Source organism: Caldimicrobium sp. SLHALR3 (genome assembly GCF_058692735.1).
This window is the reverse complement of record NZ_CP182484.1, coordinates 74151-92342: the sequence shown is the minus strand read 5'-3', so window position 1 is coordinate 92342 and position 18192 is coordinate 74151. Positions and strand designations below refer to the sequence as shown.

Below are 18192 nucleotides of genomic sequence, written 5' to 3'. Positions count from 1 at the left end.
GTAATATGAGGGCATATAAAAATTTACAGGAATTTATAGAGGTTTTAGAAAAAGAAAAGGAGCTTCTAAAAGTAGATGTTGAAGTTTCTCCTGAGCTTGAAATTACAGAAATAACAGATAGGGTCTGTAAGTTAAAAGGTCCTGCACTTTTTTTTGAAAAGGTAAAGGGGCATAAAATTCCTGTAGTAACCAATCTTTTTGGGAGTTTTAAAAGGGTTTGCCTTGCCTTTGGAGTAAAGGAAATTGATGAACTTGCAAATGCTTTATTAGAATTTATAGAAATTAAAGAGGCTGAAGGCTTTTTTGGCAAATTAAAACTTATTCCCAAGCTTTGGCAAGCAAAAAATATTTTTCCGAAGATAGTTGAAAAAGCCCCTTGCCAGGAGATAGTATGGGAGGGTAAAGAAGTTGATTTATTTAAACTTCCCATTTTAAAGTGCTGGCCAAAGGATGGAGGACCTTTTATTACACTTCCCTGTGTAATCACTAAGGATCCTGAAACAGGCATTCGTAATGTAGGAATGTATAGAATGCAGGTTTTCAGTAAAAACGAAACGGGTATGCACTGGCAGATTCACAAAGTGGGGGCAAAACACTATCAAAAAGCAGAAAAACTTGGGAAACCACTACCTGTTGCTGTTGCTATAGGACCTGATCCGGCAGTTATTTATTCAGCAACAGCACCACTTCCAGAAGATTTAGATGAGCTTTTACTTGCAGGTTTTTTGAGAGGAAAACCTGTTGAATTGGTAAAATGCTTAACTGTTCCACTTGAAGTTCCTGCTGAATCTCAGATAGTTCTTGAAGGCTATGTAGAACCCTTTGAAAGAAGACTGGAAGGACCTTTTGGAGATCATACAGGATACTATACTCCTCCTGATTTATATCCTGTTTTTAAAATTACTTGCATTACTATGAGAAAAGATGCTATTTATCCAGCTACCATAGTTGGCAAACCTCCTATGGAAGATTGTTATCTTGGTAAAGTTACTGAAAGATTGTTTTTACCCTTAATAAAAAAGATTTTGCCAGAAGTTGTAGATATTTGCCTTCCTTGGGAAGGGGTTTTTCATAATTTAGCTTTCGTTTCCATTGATAAACGCTATCCTGGACATGCATTTAAGGTTGCTTCTTCTCTCTGGGGACTTTCTCAAATGATGTTTACCAAAATAATTGTTGTTTTTGATAAAGAGGTTAATGTCCAAAATCTTAGTGAGGCTCTTTTTTACATGAGCGGAAATGTAGATCCAGAAAGAGACATAATGATTGTAAAAGGTCCTGTTGATGTCCTTGATCATGCAAGTCCCTATCCTGCTTTTGGCTCAAAAATGTGTATAGATGCAACAAGAAAATGGAAAGAAGAAGGATATAATAGAGACTGGCCAGAAGAAATAGCTATGACACCGGAAATTAAAAAAAAGATTGATAAAATCTGGAAGAACCTTAAAATATAAACCTCTTAAATTGGAGGGAAAAAGTTTATGAAAGTTGCTATAATGAGCGATAGCCACGACTCTATTCCTAACTTGCAAAAGGCTGTAGAAATATGTATAAAAGAGAAAGTTGAAAAAATATTTCATTGCGGAGATCTTATCTCTCCTTTTATGGTGCCTGTACTTGGAAAATTTGATAAAGAAGTTCATTTAATCCTTGGGAATAATTCCGGAGATATTTATCTTCTCATGCAAAAACTTTCAGAGTTTCCTAATATTAATTTTCACGGAGAAAGTGCAGAGCTTAAAATAGATAATTATAAAATTGCTATGTTTCATTATCCCAAAATAGCTTATGCCTTTGCAAAAACAGGGGAATATGATTTTATTTTTTGTGGTCATACCCATAAATATGAGATCAAAAAGATAGGAAAAACTCTCGTTATAAATCCTGGAGAAATACTTGGCAAAGAGGGTGCTCCGAGTTTCGTCATACTTGACTTAAAAACAGGGGAGCACAAAAAGATAACTTTTTAAGGAGAGGTTAACCTATGCGTTGGAGAGAATACTTTATTCCGACTTTGAGAGAAGACCCCTCTGAGGCTGAAGTAATAAGCCACAAACTCCTACTTAGAGCAGGTATGATAAGAAAACTCGCTTCGGGGATTTATACCTTTTTACCCCTTGGATTTAAAGCTTTAAAAAAGATAGAAAATATTGTGCGAAGAGAAATGAACAATGCTGGAGCCCTTGAAATCCTTATGCCCCTTGTTCAACCTGCTGAACTTTGGAAAGAAACTGGTCGCTGGGATAATTACGGAAAAGAACTTTTAAGATTTAAAGACAGAAAAGAACACGATTTCTGTCTCGGTCCTACGCACGAAGAGGTCGTTACTGATATAGTAAGAAGAGATGTGAAATCCTATAAAGATCTTCCCCTAATTCTTTATCAAATTGCAGTTAAATTTAGGGACGAAATTCGCCCGAGATTTGGAATTATGAGGGCAAGAGAATTTATTATGAAAGATGCCTATTCTTTTGATGCAGATTGGGAAGGACTTGATAAAAGTTATCAACTGATGTATGAAACCTATGAGAAAATTTTTAGAAGCTGTGGTCTTAAATTTAAAGCAGTTGAAGCTCATACAGGAGCTATTGGTGGAGATGTTTCCCATGAATTTATGGTGCTTGCTGAAACAGGAGAAGATATTATTGCCTATTGTGAAAAATGTGGATATGCCTCAAACATTGAATTAACACCTGCTATTTTAGGAGAAAAACATCCTTCTGAATCAGAAAAACCACTTGAAAAAGTTCATACACCAGGTGTTAGAACTGCTCAAGAAGTGGCAGACTTTTTAGGACTCCCAGTTTCTAAAATAACAAAAACATTAATCTACATAATTGACGAAAAAGAAGCAGTTGCTGTATGCGTAAGGGGAGATCACGAAGTAAATGAGGTAAAACTTGAAAAGCTTTTTCCTAATAAAACTTTAAGAATGGCAACAGAGGAGGAAGTAAAAAAGATTGTGGGAGCAAGTCCAGGATTTATAGGTCCTAAGGGTTTAAAAATTAAAGTTATTGTTGATAAAGCACTTGAAGGATATCCCAATTTTGTTATAGGAGCAAATGAAGATGAATACCATTACATAAATGCTAATATGGGCTCAACCTTTAAACCTGATGTTGTAGCTGATATAAGAAAAGCTAAAGAAGGAGATCTTTGCCCAAAGTGTGGGAATCCTTTACAGTTTACAAGAGGCATAGAGGTTGGGCATATTTTTAAGCTTGGAACAAAATACAGTGAACCTATGAAGGCTACCTTTCTTGATAGAGATGGAAAAATGAAGCCATTTGTAATGGGATGCTACGGTATAGGAGTGAGCAGAGTTCTTGCTGCAACCATTGAACAAAACCACGATGAAAACGGAATAATTTTTCCGTGGGAGATTGCGCCATTTCAAATAGGTATAGTTTACTTAAAAGAAGAGTTTAAAGCAGATGCAGAAAAAATTTATACAGATCTTTCTCAAAAATGGGATGTCATTTTAGATGATAGAGACGAAAGACCTGGAGTAAAATTTAAAGATATGGATCTCATAGGGATTCCTATACAAATTATTTTAGGAAAAACCTATGAAAAAAATAGAGAAATAGAAATAAAAATTAGGAAAACTGGAGAAAGGAAATATGTTAAACCTGAGGAGCTGGAAAATTTTATAAAAGAGTTTGAAAATGAAAAGAATTAAAATTTCAGAAATTGCAAAAAAAATAGGTGGTGTCTTAATTGGAGAAGATTTGGAAATAGAGGGAGTTAATGCTATACCTCTTGCCAGTGAAAAAGAAATAATTTTTGTTGATTCTTTAAAATGGATAGAGCCTGCAAAAAAATCAAAAGCAAAGGCAGTTCTTTGTCCTGAGGGATTTTCTCAACATTTTTTAGAAAAATCAGTGATAGAAGTAAAAGATGTAAGGATTGCATTTGCTAAAATTACGGAATTATTTAAAAAAAAGATAGAACCAAAATGGGGCATAAGTCCACAAGCGGTTATAGAAGAAGATGTAATAATAGAAGAACCTTGTGCTATATACCCTTGGGTTTACATCGAAAAAGGAGCCAAAATAGGAAAAAATGTAATCCTTTATCCAGGAGTTTTTATAGGAGCTTATTCAGAAATTGGGGAGGGAACAATTATTTATCCTAATGTAGTAATTTATCCTTATACTAAAATTGGTAAAAAATGTATAATTCATGGAGGAGTTATTTTGGGAGCAGATGGATTTGGTTTTGCTCAAGAAAAAACTGAAGAGGGATTTATCCATCTTAAAATTCATCATCTTGGAGGTGTGAAAATAGAAGACAATGTAGAGATAGGAGCAAATACAACTATTGATAGAGCAGTTTTTGGAGAAACGACTGTTGGGGAAGGAACCAAAATTGATAATCTTGTTCAAATAGGGCACAATGTGAAAGTGGGGAAACATGTTATTCTTGTAGCTCAAGTTGGTATTGGAGGAAGCTCTATTTTAGAAGATTATGTAATGCTTGCAGGACAGGTAGGAGTAGCTCCTCATAGTATAATCAGAAAAGGGGCAAAGGTAGCAGCTAAATCAGGTGTTGTAGGAGAAGTTTCTCCAGGAGAAGAGGTTGCAGGTATTCCCGCAATAAAAGCAAGTATCTGGAGAAGGGCAACAGTTATTTTTGCTAAACTTCCTGAACTTTATAAGGAATTTAAAAAATTATTAAAACAAGACTCTAAATAAAATCTCTCAAAGCTCCCGCTACAGCTATTGCTCCCTGAGTGCTAACTGTTTTTATATATTCAGGATCAAAATTATTAGAAAATTTTATTTTTTTATTTAGCTCTATTAATCTGGTTTCAATTTTTAAAAATTCATTAAAAATATCACAGATATTAGGAATTTTTGCTCCTCCACCAACTAAAAATATATTTTCAGGAGTTAAATTAAACTTTTCTCTGACAAATTTAATGGTAATATCTACTTCATTGAGCACATTTCTAATATATTCTTTATAAACCTCTTTTGCCTTGGAATAGCCCTCTTTTTCTGGATTTACTATTAAAACCTCAGCTGTGTCTGCATCTACCTTCAGTTCTTTAATCATTTTTTTTCTAAGATTTTTAAATCCCAAATTAAAAAGTTCTCTACTGTATAAAGGAGCATCCTTTTCACAGAAAAGTAATCTAATTTTGCTATCCCCCCAGTCTATAATAATTTTAGGTTTTTCTCCATAAAGTGCTTCTGCAAGATTATGTAAATTTATAAAGTCTGCATCAATATTGTTTGCCTGATAGCCTAATTGCTTCATAAGTTCTTCATAACTTTCTACTATATCTTTTTTAGCTACAAGATAAAAAACTTGATAAAAATCTTTTTGGGGAATTAAATAATAGCTATAATAAACATCTTTAATTTTGTAAGGAATTTCTTCATTTATCTTATTTCTTATTTCTTCTTCCGTAGGGATATGTGGGCTTTTAAAGAAATCAAAAATTACGAGTTCATAAGGAAGGGAAAGGTTGGCTATTTTTACCTCAGCTTTAAAAACATCCAGAATATTCTTAACATTAGAAACCAAATATTGAAAATCATTAATTATTCCATTTATAATAACATTTTTATAGGTCCTTCCTTGAATAAAATTTGTTATAACCGGTTCATCTTTAATTATTTGAACTTCCGCAATTTTTATAGAATAGCTTCCCAAATCAAAACCCAATACCCCTTTTTTACCTACTCTACCTATAGTTACAATGTTTTTAACTGTTGAAAAGAGTTTGTTTATCATATACTTAGAACTCCTTTAAAAATTTTTGATTTTTGCATAGTTCATATCATTTTTATTTGTTATACTCTCAGGAGAGGCAGAGCTAATTTTTTTGCGAAATGTTTCCCAATCTTTCAAAAAGTTATCCTCAATAGATAAAAGCCATTTTTTTAGATCAATTTTTGAAGCCTTAAGATACGAATTAATCTGTTTTTTCCAGATTTTTTTAAGTCTCCTACTTTTTTCCTTTAACTTTTTAATTATATATACAGGTCCAACCAATGTAGAAACAGCAGGGATAGCCTTTAAAGGAATTGTTTCAGGGATGGCTACAGTAGCAATAATTCCTCCCGCACTTACTGCAATCCCTGGAGCTGCAGTTAAGGTTTTATCAAGTAATCCTTCTTCTTCCTTTATTTTTAAGGGATGTGGTTTGAAGCCTCCATTTTCTGAAAGAGCTTTATTTTTAATTTTTTCTCTAAGATTTTCTTTAAAAAATTCATATTGATGATCAAGATGCATACCCTTTATTTCCTCAAGTGCTTCTTTCATAAGATAGTTTAAAAGAGTATCAAGCAAAACCTCAGCCTTTTCTTTAAGAAGCTTACGGGGATAATATTTTATAAACTCCTTTAAAAAATAAGGATCCAAATCTTTATCCAAAATAAAATAAATCTCGTTTTTTATAAGTTCGATCTCTTTAGAAATATCTTCATCCAATTTTTTTTCTATCTGTTTAAGGGCTTTAGAATTTATCATTGCTATAGCCTGTTTAAAAATCCATCTATTATTTTTAATTCCCTTTCAATTAAAGCAATTTTTTTCTCAAGCATTAAAATTTCGTAGTCAATTCTTTCATTTGATTTTAATTCTTTTTTTAAATTTTCCAAATAAAGCCTTTTTCCTTCTAACAGATTCCCAATTTCCTTTTTATAAAATTCAAAAGCCTTGTAAAACTGATCTCTTAAGTTTTCAATCACATCTCCAAAACTCTCTATAAGATTATTTCTTAAGGCTTTAAAAAATGCTTCGTTGTCTAAAACTTCTCTTACTCCTACTACGACTTTTTTTGTTCTTCCAGATTTTAACCATTTCCAAGGTTTTAGAAAGTTCCAGTTTTCCATAATACTTTCTACGACCTCTTTTGTAATCTCCTCTTTTTTAGCTACTTCTTTTTTACACCGTTCCTCTATGGCAGAAAAATCTATTTTAGGAATTTTAATATTATATTCTTCGCTGAATTGCTCTCCCACCTGTTCAAGCTTTTCTTTGAAAAATTTGCTTATATTTTTTAAATTTTCCTGAACAATTAAGTTAAGGTCATTTTCTGCATCTCTGTAAAATTTTCTTAACTCTTCTATATCCTTAGCCTTCAAAAACCTGTCATAATAGTCTATTTTAAGCTGGTCAAGGGAATTTTCTATAGGAGAATGCACCCCCATAAAAATGGTAGCTGCTTCTTCTAAGACAAAATAACAGTAAGTTTCAAGTTTTTTTAATCCCTTTTGTCTTCTTTCAATTTCAGCTAAAAACTCCTCTCTATCTTTTTTCTGACTTTGAAGTAACCGAATGGTTTCATTATGGATATTTATCTGCTCTTTATATCCCTCTTTTATTAATTCAAGAATTTTTAACAATTCCTTAAAAGGAGCAGAAACTAAGAAATTTTCAAGAACTGTTACCAGCTCTTCAAATCCTGAATATTTGAGAAATGCCTCTTTTTCGTCTAATCCCTCTTCCTCTGCAAGATCCTGAAAATAGACAATCCACTTTCTTTTGTGCTTTTCTTCTTTTTTTATCTGAGCAAGGGTTTTACCCCTTTCCAGATCTTCATAAATTAATTTCAAAATACTGTCTACTGCAAAAATCCTATCAGGAGGAATAAGAGAACTATAGATACGCTTAGCCTCCTCTAAAAGTCTTTCCTTCTCTTCAAAAAACACTGCTGAATGTGTAAGGATTAAAAACAGATTTTCTTTGCTCTTATTTGTTATCACTGAAGAAATAAATCTTTTAAAGGATTCTGATTCAACTGGCTTTATTGGGTGAATAAAAAGAACTGCATTAGCTCTATCCAAAAAAGAAAAGGAAATATCATGAACTCCTCCAATAGCATTAACCCCTGGCATATCAACAAACCTTATCTCATCAAATTCCCAAGGAAAAGGATATCCAAGCTCTATTTTCACAGGAATGTTGTCTTTTGATCTTCTCATAGCATAGTTTTCCAATTTATACTTCAATTCCCTTAGATTTTCCATACCCGATCTTTCTTCTAGATATTTAAGAAATTCCTCATCTATTCTTGGGAGATCTCCATTTTCAAGTATATAAAGATTAATCAGATTAACAGGAATATCTCTGTATTCATCAGGAATTGAAGCTATCTCTTTTAATTTTTCTTTTAAAACCTCCTTTGCTTCATCCTCAATTGTTTCTATTCTTCCAGAAGCATAAGTTATTTTTAAATAAGGTTTTTGAGAATAAAAAATTTCTATTAGTGCATTAGTAGCTTGAAGAACATCTGTAGGTAAAATCTCTTCTTTTATTAAGCTATTAATAAAGGTTGATTTTCCTGCTTTTACCTCCCCTGCTACAGCAACAAGAAATTGATTGTTTTTAAGATTTTCTATTCTTGTCTCCAAATTCCTTATATCTATTCCATCATTTATTTCTTCTCTCAAATTTTTATAATTTTTAAACAACTCCAGAACTTGCTGTTTGTAAAGTTTATAATCACTTAATTTTAAACCATTTTTATGGAGAGCTCTTTCCATAAACATTCTGCTATCCTTTTAAGTAATATTCTATGTATTTTTCCCTCATATCTTCTAATTGTAGTTTTAATCTTCTGCTTATAGTTCTCAACTGTTGAAAGAGTCTTTCCACCTTTAAAGTATCTTCCATATTATAGGCAATTATCAACTCTTTTCCTATACTATGAAGAGTTTTATATGTCTCCTCAAATTCTCTAAAATCAAAATCTTTAACAATTTGTCTAAATCTTTCACCCTCTTCACTGTAATACCATTTACCAATAGGAAATGCCTGATAGTCTCCCCATCTTTCTGGATCAAGTCTATCAATTCCTTTAATATGTGCCTGCAAGCGAAGTATGTAGCGATCAACATCCTTTTCAAAAAGATCAAAAAGAATCTCTTCCATTTTTCTTGTTTTAACAGTTGAAGCTATGGTTTTTATGTAGGAAGAAATTAAAAGGGTTTCATAGGTGCTTTCGCTTATTTTATCCATTAACTCACTTATTTCGGAAGATATTCTGTTAATCTCGTCAAATGCTTGATTAATCACTTCTGAAGTTTTTACTCCTTTTTCAATATTGGTGGCTATTTTCAAGCCAAGGTCACCTATCTTATCACCCAAATTAAATACCTCGGTTAAAATTTCTTTTAATTCCATCTCACTTGAAACTTCTTGACATCTTTCAATTTTATTTTTTATTTCTTTAGCAATATTATTAATATTGCTCGTTATTCTTGAAATTTCACTTATAGTCAGTCCAAAATCATCAACCACTATAGAGGTTTGAGCCACCTTAAGGTTCTGAAGTTTTATTCTTTCATTTACATTATCTACTAATTTAAATATATCGTCAACTTGTTCAACTAATTTAACTGAGTAGTCAAGAGTCTTAGAAGAAAAATTTCTCATATATTCCAGAACTTTATCCACGCTGTTAGCAATTTTCCCTACAAGGTCCTCTCTATCTTTTAATTTTTCCTCTAAGGAAACAGTAAGGTCTCCTTCTGCTACTCTATTTAGAATGTTAGTTACTTTTTCTAAGGGTCTGTGAGCTATAAAGATATAAGTAAAGTATACTAAAATAGAAGCAGTAATAATTCCACCAAGTCCAAGAAAAATGTAAAGAGGAACAATTAGCTTAAGTTCTTTAAATATGTAATCTATGGGTAAAGTAATACTTACCGCTCCTATAACTTCGTTCTCTGACACATTATAATGACACCTCAAACAATCAGCCTGGGTTTTAATTGGGTATATTCCTCTTATAATCTCGTTTTTAAAATCAACGAGAAATTTTTCGTTCCCTTCTAATAATACTTGTTCCTCGTTTTTATCCATTGGATAATATTCAGGACTTTCTTTACCAAATAGTTCATCTATTTTTGAGGTTCTAATAATTCTTACATTTTTCTGTTTCTTCAAAAATTCATCTCTTATAGTTTTGTAATTTGTAATCGGAGCTCCCTCCATCTTCTCAATAAGTGCTCCGTGTTTGATGATAGTATCACTTATAAGGTTAAACTGATTTTTAAGAGCAACATCCTTTGCATGCTTAATACCAAAATAGTAAGCCATAAAAGAAGTAACCACAATGGTTAAAATAACTAAAATAGAAAAACAAATAACAATAATGGGAACTATTTTTTGATGAAGCTCTAAAGTTCTATTTAATCTTCTAAACCAGCTTCTTAATCCCATTTTTAAAAAACCTCCTTTGTTTACTTTTTTATTTTAGTTGCAATATAAGGACCGTATTTTTTATCCATAGTCATTATATGATTTAGCCACCAGTTTTTTAGAAATTTTAAAACTTTTAAGAAATTTATTTCTTCTTGTTGATTTTGTAAAATTTTTTCAAGCGTTTCTTTAAAATTTTTATGTTCTTCTTTGTGAAGGTCTGTCTCTGGATATTCATATTTTTCAAGAAGTTCTTCCTCCAGAGCAAAGTGTTTATCAAAATACTTAATTAAAGAGTCAAGAGCATCTTTAAGTGCCTTTTTATCTACACCCAGTCTTATAGCATCATAAATAGCATTAAACATATTAATAAGCTTTTTGTGTTGCATATCACATTCAGGTATACCTGTAGCTAAACTATCATTCCAATCTATAAAACGCATTTTCTCCCTCTTATTAAACAATTTTAGATAAAATTTATAATTGCGTCAAGTAACGAAATAAAGTTTAACAATTAAGGTAAGATTTAGATTGACAATTTTTCAAATTGTTATATTTTTAATAAAGATTTTTAAGATGCCCCCATCGTCTAGTGGACTAGGATACTGGCCTCTCACGCCAGAGACACGGGTTCGAATCCCGTTGGGGGCGGATAAAAATTATGATAAAAAAATTCCTTAAATTTTTACCTTTAATTTCTTTTTCAATTTTCATCTCACCCTTAATAAATCTTTCTATGGCTGAAAATCTAAACTTACCCGAAAATGGAAAATGGGAATTTCTTGGTAAAAATGAAAGAGAAGAAAAACTCTTTTATGATAAAACTTCATTAAAAAGAAAAACACCCTCTAAAATAGAGCTTGAACTTCTTTATTTACCCTCAAAGGATATATCTAAAAGATGTGAAGATTACTGGACAAATTGGTTTTTGATGAATGAATATAGAGAGGTTATGTGGATAGGTATTCCAGAAGAAGAAAAATTAAAATGTGAAAGTTTAAAATATGGTATTTATAAGTGGCAACTTAATTGCAAAAACAAAATATATAAAGAATTAGACTATTCTTGGTATAACGAAAAGGGAGAACCAGTTTATACCAGAAAAAATACAGGCATTTCATTTTTACCAATTCCTAAAACTTTGACAGAGAATTTTCCTTTTGAGAAATTCTGCCAAGATTAACATTAATTCTTAGATGGTTTATGATTTTCTTCTTATCAATCCCTGGATTTACGATTTTGCAGCTTATGACTTCTGGCTAAAACCCTATGGGCTTCTTTTTCTTGGAGGGAAATTAAGAAAACTTGGTTATTCTATTTACTATATAGACCTTCTTGATCCCTTTCATCCTGAACTCCCTAAAAACCTAAAAGAAAAGAATTCGGAACAGGTCACTTTTACAAAGAAAATATTCCAAAACCTGTCTATTTTAAAGATGTTCCAAGAAGGTTTTACCGCTATGGTATGCCTTTTAAAATTTTTGATAAAATCCTTTCAAAACTCCAATTTAAAGCAATTCTTTTAGGTATTACTATGACTTATTGGTATCCAGGACTTATAGCCTTGCTTGAAATTTTAACTTCTAAATATCCAGACACCCCCATTTACATAGGTGGAATTTATGCAAAGCTCTGTTATGAACATCTAAAATTTCAAATAGAAAGATTTTATTCAGATTATCCTATTTATATATTTAAAAATGAAGCAGAGGATTTTTTAGAGTTTATTGGAAAAAGATATAAACCCTCACAAGAAGCTTATGTAAATGACTATCCTATTTTTGATATGCAAACCTATATCCCCTATGTGGTAATTATGACAAGTTATGGTTGCCCTTTTAATTGTCCATATTGTGCCTCAAAAAAGCTTTATCCGAGATTTAAACCAAGAAATCCAGAAGAAGTATTTGAAGAGATACTTTTTTGGCACAAAAACTATGGAGTTATAGATTTTGCTTTTTATGATGATGCTTTACTCTTTAATTTTAACTCTCACTTAGCTTTAATTTTAGAAAAAGTGCTTTCCCATAATTTGAATCTTCGTTTTCACACTCCAAATGCTATACATGCAAGATTTATTACTCAGGATGTGGCAAAAATTTTGAAAAAAGCCGGATTTAAGACTATAAGACTTGGACTTGAAAGAGTGGAAAATAGATTTGACAATAAGGTGAGTGTTGAAGAATTCTTACAGGCTGTAGCCTATTTAAAAATAGCAGGTTTTAAAGAAAAGGAATTGGGAGCTTATCTTCTTTATGGAGTGCCGGAAGAAAATTTTGAAGAAGTAGAAAAGGGACTTCTTTTTTTAGAAAAACACAGAGTTCCTCCTTATTTGGCAGAATTTTCCCCTATCCCTGGGACTCCCTTTTTTGAGCTTGCCAAAGAGACTTCTCGCTATCCCATTTCAGAAGACCCCATTTTTCACAACAATACTGTATTTCCAGCTTTAAAAAATCCAGACTGGGAAAAAATAGAAAAATTAAAGGCACTTTCAAGAAAGATTCGTCACGCGCTTTTTGGTTCTCAATAGTTATTGGTTTTCTGAAAAAACAAACCATAAAAAGCTCCACTCATTCTCTTTCTGATGCTTTAAAAGGCTGAACCCTTTTTCCTGATAAATTTTTACGATTTTTTCTGCATCCTCAGTGAGTATTCCACTTAGAAAAAGATGAGTTCCTTTTTGAGAAAGAGCCTTTATCTTATCAGAAAGCTTTTTGAGTTCTCTATATCCGATATTGGCAAGGATTAAGTCAAAATTTCTTTTGGGAAGCTCTTTTTGGATATAAATTTTAGATTTTACTCTGTTAAGCCTTGTATTTAAATTGCAAGCTTTGAGTGCCTCTTCATCTATATCTATTGCCCAGATTTTACAATTTTTAAAAAGTTTTGCGCAGGCAATTCCAAGAATACCTGTTCCGCAGCCAAGATCAAGTATTTTTAGACTTTTTTGTTCAGTTTTTTCTAAGAAAATTTCTATGTTTTCAAGCATCATCTGAGTTGTAGGATGATGCCCTGTTCCAAAAGCCTGAGCTGGCTCAATAATAATTAATACTTCATTTTCATTAGCTTTGTATTCTTCCCAAGGGGGAATAATCACAAGTTTTTTACCCACTTTTAAAGGTTTAAAATTAGCCTTCCATAGCTCTTCCCAATTCTTTTCTTCCAAAATTTTAAAATCTACTTCTACATCTAAGTGTTTTGCCAAAAATTTTTCAATTGAAGCTAACTCAGGAGATTTATCTTCTAAAAAAATGTTAAATAAACAATAAGACCCTTCCTCTATTGTTTCCCAACCTTGAGAAATATGAAAATAGAGATAATCTTCAATAATTTTAACTTTCCTTTTTGGAACTTTTAATATAATTTGATAATACATAAACTTTAATTATAAACTCGTTTTTTAAAAAATGTTTAACAGAAAGCTTTTTTACATAGCTTTCATATATTTTTTTTCTGGGTTTCCCTTTGGTTTTTTTTACACCTTTATTCCTGTTTTTTTTAGAACCAAAGGTATAGACCTAAAAACCATAGGGCTTTTCTCTATAGCGGGACTTCCCTGGAGTTTTAGACTTCTTTTTGCTCCTTTAATAGATAGATATTTTTATAAAAGTTTCTGGATGGGTATTTCTCTTATTGGAATTTCTTTAAGTATTTTTGCCCTTTCCTTTTTTTCTCCAGCCACCCTGCCTTTTTTTCTATTTCTTTTCCTTCTCACCTTTTCTTCAACAATTTTTGACACCTCTTCTGATGGATTTGTAGTAGAATGGATTCCGCAAGAAGAACTTGGCAAGGCTAATGGGATCCGCATTTCAGCTTACAGAATATCTCTTATCCTTTTCGGAGGAGGAATTGTAGCCATAAGCCATTACTTAGGATTTACACCTATATTTTATCTCCTTTCCTGTATAACCTCTTTTGCAGGTATATTTCTGATTTTTAATCCCTTTTTAAAAACAAAACTTCAAAAAACCTCTATATCTTTAAGCTTACAGTTTATTCAACCTTTAAAAGAAATACTTAAAAGAGAAAAGGCTTTTTTACTTCTTCTTTTTGTTCTAACTTATAAAATTGGAGATGCCCTTCTTGGAGCTATGGTTTATCCTTTTTGGGTTGACAGAGGTTTTACCAGACTTGAAATAGGGCTTATTTCTGGAACCCTGGGAAGCATTTTTACCATAATTGGCTCTCTATTAGGAGGTTTTTTAACAAGTAGATGGTCCATTAAAGCTTCCCTTTTTTATTTGGGACTTTTTCAATCTGTCTCTAACATAGGATATGCTATTGCCTCTTTACCTCAATTACCAAAGGAAACAGTTTACTTTGCCTCTATATTTGAAAGTTTTAGTGGTGGTCTTGGAACAGCTGCTTTTCTAACCTTTTTAACAAGTCTTTGTAAAAAAGAATTTTCTTCCACTCAATATGCAGTCTTTTCAACCTTATTTAGCCTTGCTCTTACTTTTTCAAGAACCTTAGCAGGATATGGAGTAACCTACTTGGGATATACCAACTTTTTTCTCTTTACTTTTTTTATCTCAGTGCCACCTCTTTTTCTTGTCTTTTTAGTAGCCCAAAGCAAAAATTAGTAAATTTCTTCTGTCCAAAATTCTTTTTTAAACCTTACCACTCTATTTCTACCCAATTCTTTTGCCTTGTATAAAGCTACATCTGCAAATTTTATAGCCTCCCAGATAGCTTTCGTATCTACAGGAAATTCAGAAATACCTATAGATATAGTCCTTTTGATAGCTCCTTGAGGTATTTTAAATTCATGGGTCTCAATGATACTTCTCAATTTTTCTGCAATTTTAACGCTTTCTCCCTCTTTAACATCAACAAGCAAGATCAAAAACTCTTCTCCACCAAATCTTATTACCATATCAGATTTTCTCACATTGGAAGACAAAATTCTTGCGGTTTCCTTTAAAACTAAATCACCTACATCGTGTCCATATTTGTCATTTATAGATTTAAAGTAATCTAAATCGCACATAAGAATTCCAAGAATAGTTTCTCTTCTCAATATTTGAGCTACAAGGTTTTCTAAAGTTGCTTCAAGAAAATGCCTATTATAAAGCCCTGTAAGAGCATCTTTGAAAGTTTTTTCTTTTAAAGCTTCTGCGTATCTTTTAGCTTCAATAACAGGAACGGCTTCTTTTATAAAAAGTTTTGCCTTTCTGATAGTTTCTCTTATACTTTTAGGGTCTTTAAACATTTCTTCTTTGGGAATATATACAGCTAAAACACCTATGCACTTTCCTCCATAATTCATAGGGATGCAACAATGCTCATAAGTATCTTTAAGAGGAAATATTTTACAAATACCTGGAAACACAAGAGAATTGACCATCTCTCCCGTCCTTTTTGCTCTGCACTTATTAGCATCAAATATTATCTCCGAGGAATAGGTTATTTCTGGAGTAGAAATATACATAGGTTGCATGGTGTTTTGAGAATTTGAAACCTGATAAAGAATGAAGTAATCAATACCCAAATTATGCTTCAAATAATATCCAAGTCTTTCGTAAACCAATTCCAATGTTTCGTCATTTTCAATGGTTCTCTTAAATACTCTTAGGGTTTCATATTCATTTAAAATGTTATTAAGTCTGCTTATTATTCTTCCTATTTCATCTCTTGAAGAATAATCAAGAAGACATATTTCTGAAAAACTTAATTCTTTAGTTTCTTCCTTTGTAAAATATTCCAAACTCTCAGATATTTTATCAAGCGGTTTTTTGACCATATAATAAAAAGCCCATGTTCCCCAGAACAAAAAGGCTAACATAGTAAGAATAAGCAAAATTTGAAAATATTTGGAAAGACTTTGGTATGCGCTCAATTTTTTTTCTAACTCAAGTCTTTTGGCTTCAAAAAACCTGTTAAGTAAGGTTAGCTCTTGTTTAAGAATATCAAAATGGTTAGAATTATTTTTTATTTTTTCAACATGTAATTTAATCTGAGGATAATCTTTCCCTGCGTTTTCAAGTTCTTTTAAAATATTTTCAAGTTCCTCTTTAGCTTCAGAAGAGAGGTTTTTGTCTTGAAGTAAAGTAAGGGCTTTAGTTGTCAAAATTTCGTATTGATAGGGGATACTTTTATATAGTTCTGCTGTATGGTCAAAAAGATAGTAAAAATAAAGGGCAATAAAAAGATTAACAAAAAAACAGGATCCTATAAGAAATCCCACTTTCCAATAAAGGGATAGATTTAAAAACCAAGAAAGATAAGAGCGAATTTTAGTTTTTGTTAATTTAAAAATTTTTGAAAGTATCATTTTATATACTTAAGAATTTCTTTAAATTCTGGTGTTCCTGCCTTTTTAAGTAGCTGAAAAATAAGTGTTTCTGTAGTGGTAACAATTCCTCCAGCTAATTTTATCAAATCAAGTCCAGCTTCCCAGTCAAGTTTTTTTCTGCTACACACAGCATTCTTGGGAACAAAAACTATATATCCTCTTTTTGTCAAATCTAAAAAAGTCTGCCATACACAAATATGGGTTTCCATTCCAGTTAAAATAATTTTTTTTCTATTAGAATATTTTATAAGCTCCTTCTCAAATTCTGGTTCTAATAAAGAACTAAAAGTAACTTTTTCTATGGGTTTATATTCAGGTAATGAGTTTTTAATTTCTTCTACAGTCTTCCCCAATCCTTTGGGATATTGCTCTGTGAGAATAAGAGGAATGTTAAAAATCTTTGCTACTTCAATAAGAAGTTTGTTATTTTTTATAACCTCTTCTGCCACATCCTTTTTCATTGCATTAACAAGTTTTTCTTGAATATCGGTAATAATAAGCAAGGTTTCCTCTGAACTGATACAAAACTTATCACACATTTTAAAAACCTCCTAATTAGGTTAAATTTTCACTCCTTTAATAGCTTCTTTTTCTATTGCTCTATCTAAATTTCTACTTACTACTACATCAACTGGTTTACCTAATAAATTCTCAAGTTTGGAAGCCATTTTAATTTCTTTTTTAAAGAGATCGGTTTTATCTTTTAGAATTACAAAAATGTCTATATCTCCTCTTTTTTTTCTCTTAAACGGCTCCCAAATATAAATATTCTGCATTCTCCAAAAACCTCTTTTGCAACAGCTTTAATAGCTTTTATCTCCCACTTACTTAATCTTAGTTTCAATTTTTCTTTCAATTTTTTTTACCTCTATAAAATTGGTGAATGCTTGAATATGCCCCAATCAAATCCTGAAGCTTTGCAAACCTAAATGCAAGAGAATCAAGTAGATTTTTTCCTGAAACATCTAAATTATTATATTTTTTCACATCCAAAGGATAAAGACTTTTTAATGCATCTAAAACTTCTTTTAATCTTTCAATATGAATATACGCTTCTAAAAGATAATTTTTCAAACGACCGGAAACCATTTTAAAATTTTGCTTTTTAATTTTCTTTAAAGGTTTCCTCTTTTAATTTTGGAGAAAATTCCTTCAAAGCCTTTTTAAGTAAAGTTTCTAAGGTATCATTTTCTTCAAAAACTTTATATAAAACATTTTCTACTTCTTTGCTCTGAAATCCTAAGCTCATAAGACAACTTTTAGCCTCTTCAAGAAGCAATTCCTTTTCTGGAGGAATAATTATACCCTTTTTAGAGGGTTTTAGAAAGATACTTTTTAATTCTAAATAAAGTTTTTCTGCTCTCTTAGGACCTATACCAGGAACTTTAGAAAGTTCTTTTATACTTTTGTTAAGGATAATTTCTCTTAATTTTTCTGGTGTAAAAACAGAAAGCATATTTAAAGCAAGCTTTGGTCCAATTCTTGATAAAGTATTGAGTTTAATAAAAAGTTCTCTTTCTTCTTTTGCTAAAAAACCGTATATCTCTATATATTCGTTTTTTCTCAAAATAGGAACTACATAAAATAGGGCTTCCTTTTCTAAAAAATTTTCTTTTATAATGCTTGTAAGATTTAGAGGAATAAATATCTCCCAGAAGATATTTTCATTAGTTTGCAAAATAAGTCTATTAGGAGGAATTAGTTCTTTAATTAATCCTTTAAGTTGATAAAGCATT

General features: G+C 31.4%; 19 protein-coding genes and 1 tRNA gene. 9 read left to right on the top strand and 11 right to left on the bottom strand.

The genetic code is table 11. The features are described 5' to 3' along the window. The first annotated feature begins 5 nt into the window (after window positions 1-5). The 4 genes from ACLGLP_RS00515 to lpxD are packed head-to-tail and all read left to right on the top strand — an operon-like array spanning window position 6 to window position 4697. Window positions 6-1454: a menaquinone biosynthesis decarboxylase gene (locus ACLGLP_RS00515; protein WP_492112994.1), complete on the top strand. Its 1449-nt coding sequence runs from the start codon at window positions 6-8 to the stop codon at window positions 1452-1454. A gap of 27 nt (window positions 1455-1481) precedes the next feature. Continuing rightward, on the top strand, window positions 1482-1970 hold the full coding sequence (locus ACLGLP_RS00510; RefSeq protein WP_492112993.1) for a metallophosphoesterase: 489 nt from the start codon (window positions 1482-1484) through the stop codon (window positions 1968-1970). 14 nt (window positions 1971-1984) lie between these two features. After that, entirely contained in the window at window positions 1985-3682 is a 1698-nt protein-coding gene (locus tag ACLGLP_RS00505; protein ID WP_492112992.1) for a proline--tRNA ligase, read from the top strand. Then, window positions 3669-4697 carry a UDP-3-O-(3-hydroxymyristoyl)glucosamine N-acyltransferase gene (gene lpxD, locus ACLGLP_RS00500; RefSeq protein ID WP_492112991.1) on the top strand — a complete coding sequence of 343 codons (1029 nt, stop codon included), beginning with the start codon at window positions 3669-3671 and terminating at the stop codon, window positions 4695-4697. Before ACLGLP_RS00505 ends, lpxD begins: the two co-directional genes overlap by 14 nt. On the opposite strand, the gene pilM is transcribed toward lpxD, so the two are convergent. From pilM to ACLGLP_RS00475, 5 genes are read right to left on the bottom strand one after another with little or no spacing between them, the layout of a single operon-like run. Then, window positions 4690-5745 carry a pilus assembly protein PilM gene (pilM, locus tag ACLGLP_RS00495; RefSeq protein ID WP_492112990.1) on the bottom strand — a complete coding sequence of 352 codons (1056 nt, stop codon included), beginning with the start codon at window positions 5743-5745 and terminating at the stop codon, window positions 4690-4692. The two genes, lpxD and pilM, sit on opposite strands and share 8 nt — an antisense overlap. Before the next feature lie 15 nt (window positions 5746-5760). Then, the gene (locus ACLGLP_RS00490; RefSeq protein WP_492112989.1) at window positions 5761-6483 is read right to left on the bottom strand and encodes a hypothetical protein; all 723 of its coding nucleotides are present in this window, start codon (window positions 6481-6483) and stop codon (window positions 5761-5763) included. A 2-nt stretch (window positions 6484-6485) separates the two neighbouring features. Then, window positions 6486-8501, bottom strand: a complete 2016-nt coding sequence (locus tag ACLGLP_RS00485) for a dynamin family protein (RefSeq protein ID WP_492112988.1) — start codon at window positions 8499-8501, stop codon at window positions 6486-6488. A gap of 10 nt (window positions 8502-8511) precedes the next feature. Next, window positions 8512-10182 carry a CZB domain-containing protein gene (locus ACLGLP_RS00480; RefSeq protein ID WP_492112987.1) on the bottom strand — a complete coding sequence of 557 codons (1671 nt, stop codon included), beginning with the start codon at window positions 10180-10182 and terminating at the stop codon, window positions 8512-8514. A 20-nt stretch (window positions 10183-10202) separates the two neighbouring features. Next, window positions 10203-10604, bottom strand: a complete 402-nt coding sequence (locus ACLGLP_RS00475) for a bacteriohemerythrin (RefSeq protein WP_492112986.1) — start codon at window positions 10602-10604, stop codon at window positions 10203-10205. 135 nt (window positions 10605-10739) lie between these two features. Here ACLGLP_RS00475 and ACLGLP_RS00470 point away from each other — a divergent pair. The 4 genes from ACLGLP_RS00470 to ACLGLP_RS00455 all read left to right on the top strand — a co-directional run bounded on the left by ACLGLP_RS00470 (window position 10740) and on the right by ACLGLP_RS00455 (window position 12691). After that, window positions 10740-10812 (top strand) — tRNA-Glu (locus ACLGLP_RS00470). Between the two features lie 10 nt (window positions 10813-10822). Next, complete coding sequence (locus ACLGLP_RS00465) at window positions 10823-11344, top strand: hypothetical protein (RefSeq protein WP_492112985.1); 522 nt, start codon at window positions 10823-10825, stop codon at window positions 11342-11344. Window positions 11345-11357: 13 nt separating this feature from the next. Then, window positions 11358-11687, top strand: coding sequence for a hypothetical protein (locus tag ACLGLP_RS00460; protein WP_492112984.1), 330 nt, complete (start codon window positions 11358-11360; stop codon window positions 11685-11687). Then, window positions 11627-12691, top strand: coding sequence for a B12-binding domain-containing radical SAM protein (locus ACLGLP_RS00455; RefSeq protein ID WP_492112983.1), 1065 nt, complete (start codon window positions 11627-11629; stop codon window positions 12689-12691). The genes ACLGLP_RS00460 and ACLGLP_RS00455 overlap by 61 nt, the downstream gene beginning before the upstream one ends. On the opposite strand, the gene prmA is transcribed toward ACLGLP_RS00455, so the two are convergent. Further along, window positions 12692-13537 (bottom strand): 50S ribosomal protein L11 methyltransferase, encoded by an 846-nt coding sequence (prmA, locus tag ACLGLP_RS00450; protein ID WP_492112982.1) that lies wholly within the window; start codon window positions 13535-13537, stop codon window positions 12692-12694. It lies immediately after the preceding gene. Between the two features lie 31 nt (window positions 13538-13568). Between prmA and ACLGLP_RS00445 the strand changes: the two genes are divergently transcribed. Further along, window positions 13569-14744 (top strand): MFS transporter, encoded by a 1176-nt coding sequence (locus ACLGLP_RS00445; RefSeq protein WP_492112981.1) that lies wholly within the window; start codon window positions 13569-13571, stop codon window positions 14742-14744. Here the strand turns inward: ACLGLP_RS00445 and ACLGLP_RS00440 are convergent. The 5 genes from ACLGLP_RS00440 to ruvA all read right to left on the bottom strand — a co-directional run bounded on the left by ACLGLP_RS00440 (window position 14741) and on the right by ruvA (window position 18191). Continuing rightward, a complete protein-coding gene (locus ACLGLP_RS00440) occupies window positions 14741-16435 on the bottom strand; it encodes a GGDEF domain-containing protein (RefSeq protein ID WP_492112980.1) in 1695 nt (564 codons plus the stop codon). The genes ACLGLP_RS00445 and ACLGLP_RS00440 overlap by 4 nt on opposite strands. Further along, window positions 16432-16995, bottom strand: coding sequence for an isochorismatase family protein (locus tag ACLGLP_RS00435; protein ID WP_492112979.1), 564 nt, complete (start codon window positions 16993-16995; stop codon window positions 16432-16434). The genes ACLGLP_RS00440 and ACLGLP_RS00435 overlap by 4 nt, the downstream gene beginning before the upstream one ends. Window positions 16996-17016: 21 nt before the next feature. Further along, the gene (locus tag ACLGLP_RS00430; protein WP_492112978.1) at window positions 17017-17232 is read right to left on the bottom strand and encodes a nucleotidyltransferase domain-containing protein; all 216 of its coding nucleotides are present in this window, start codon (window positions 17230-17232) and stop codon (window positions 17017-17019) included. A gap of 76 nt (window positions 17233-17308) precedes the next feature. After that, window positions 17309-17530 carry a hypothetical protein gene (locus ACLGLP_RS00425; protein ID WP_492112977.1) on the bottom strand — a complete coding sequence of 74 codons (222 nt, stop codon included), beginning with the start codon at window positions 17528-17530 and terminating at the stop codon, window positions 17309-17311. A 31-nt stretch (window positions 17531-17561) separates the two neighbouring features. Then, window positions 17562-18191 (bottom strand): Holliday junction branch migration protein RuvA, encoded by a 630-nt coding sequence (ruvA, locus tag ACLGLP_RS00420; RefSeq protein WP_492112976.1) that lies wholly within the window; start codon window positions 18189-18191, stop codon window positions 17562-17564. Between the last annotated feature and the right edge of the window lies 1 nt (window position 18192).

Coding starts and splice junctions, on each gene's coding strand:
- ACLGLP_RS00460 (WP_492112984.1), top strand. CDS start 11,358: ATGGTTTATGATTTTCTTCTTATCAATCCCTGGATTTACGATTTTGCA.
- ACLGLP_RS00440 (WP_492112980.1), bottom strand. CDS start 16,435: ATGATACTTTCAAAAATTTTTAAATTAACAAAAACTAAAATTCGCTCT.
- ACLGLP_RS00455 (WP_492112983.1), top strand. CDS start 11,627: ATGCCTTTTAAAATTTTTGATAAAATCCTTTCAAAACTCCAATTTAAA.
- ACLGLP_RS00485 (WP_492112988.1), bottom strand. CDS start 8,501: ATGGAAAGAGCTCTCCATAAAAATGGTTTAAAATTAAGTGATTATAAA.
- ACLGLP_RS00515 (WP_492112994.1), top strand. CDS start 6: ATGAGGGCATATAAAAATTTACAGGAATTTATAGAGGTTTTAGAAAAA.
- ACLGLP_RS00510 (WP_492112993.1), top strand. CDS start 1,482: ATGAAAGTTGCTATAATGAGCGATAGCCACGACTCTATTCCTAACTTG.
- pilM (WP_492112990.1), bottom strand. CDS start 5,745: ATGATAAACAAACTCTTTTCAACAGTTAAAAACATTGTAACTATAGGT.
- ACLGLP_RS00445 (WP_492112981.1), top strand. CDS start 13,569: ATGTTTAACAGAAAGCTTTTTTACATAGCTTTCATATATTTTTTTTCT.
- ACLGLP_RS00490 (WP_492112989.1), bottom strand. CDS start 6,483: ATGATAAATTCTAAAGCCCTTAAACAGATAGAAAAAAAATTGGATGAA.
- ACLGLP_RS00475 (WP_492112986.1), bottom strand. CDS start 10,604: ATGCGTTTTATAGATTGGAATGATAGTTTAGCTACAGGTATACCTGAA.
- ACLGLP_RS00465 (WP_492112985.1), top strand. CDS start 10,823: ATGATAAAAAAATTCCTTAAATTTTTACCTTTAATTTCTTTTTCAATT.
- prmA (WP_492112982.1), bottom strand. CDS start 13,537: ATGTATTATCAAATTATATTAAAAGTTCCAAAAAGGAAAGTTAAAATT.
- ruvA (WP_492112976.1), bottom strand. CDS start 18,191: ATGCTTTATCAACTTAAAGGATTAATTAAAGAACTAATTCCTCCTAAT.
- lpxD (WP_492112991.1), top strand. CDS start 3,669: ATGAAAAGAATTAAAATTTCAGAAATTGCAAAAAAAATAGGTGGTGTC.
- ACLGLP_RS00435 (WP_492112979.1), bottom strand. CDS start 16,995: ATGTGTGATAAGTTTTGTATCAGTTCAGAGGAAACCTTGCTTATTATT.
- ACLGLP_RS00505 (WP_492112992.1), top strand. CDS start 1,985: ATGCGTTGGAGAGAATACTTTATTCCGACTTTGAGAGAAGACCCCTCT.
- ACLGLP_RS00430 (WP_492112978.1), bottom strand. CDS start 17,232: ATGCAGAATATTTATATTTGGGAGCCGTTTAAGAGAAAAAAAAGAGGA.
- ACLGLP_RS00480 (WP_492112987.1), bottom strand. CDS start 10,182: ATGGGATTAAGAAGCTGGTTTAGAAGATTAAATAGAACTTTAGAGCTT.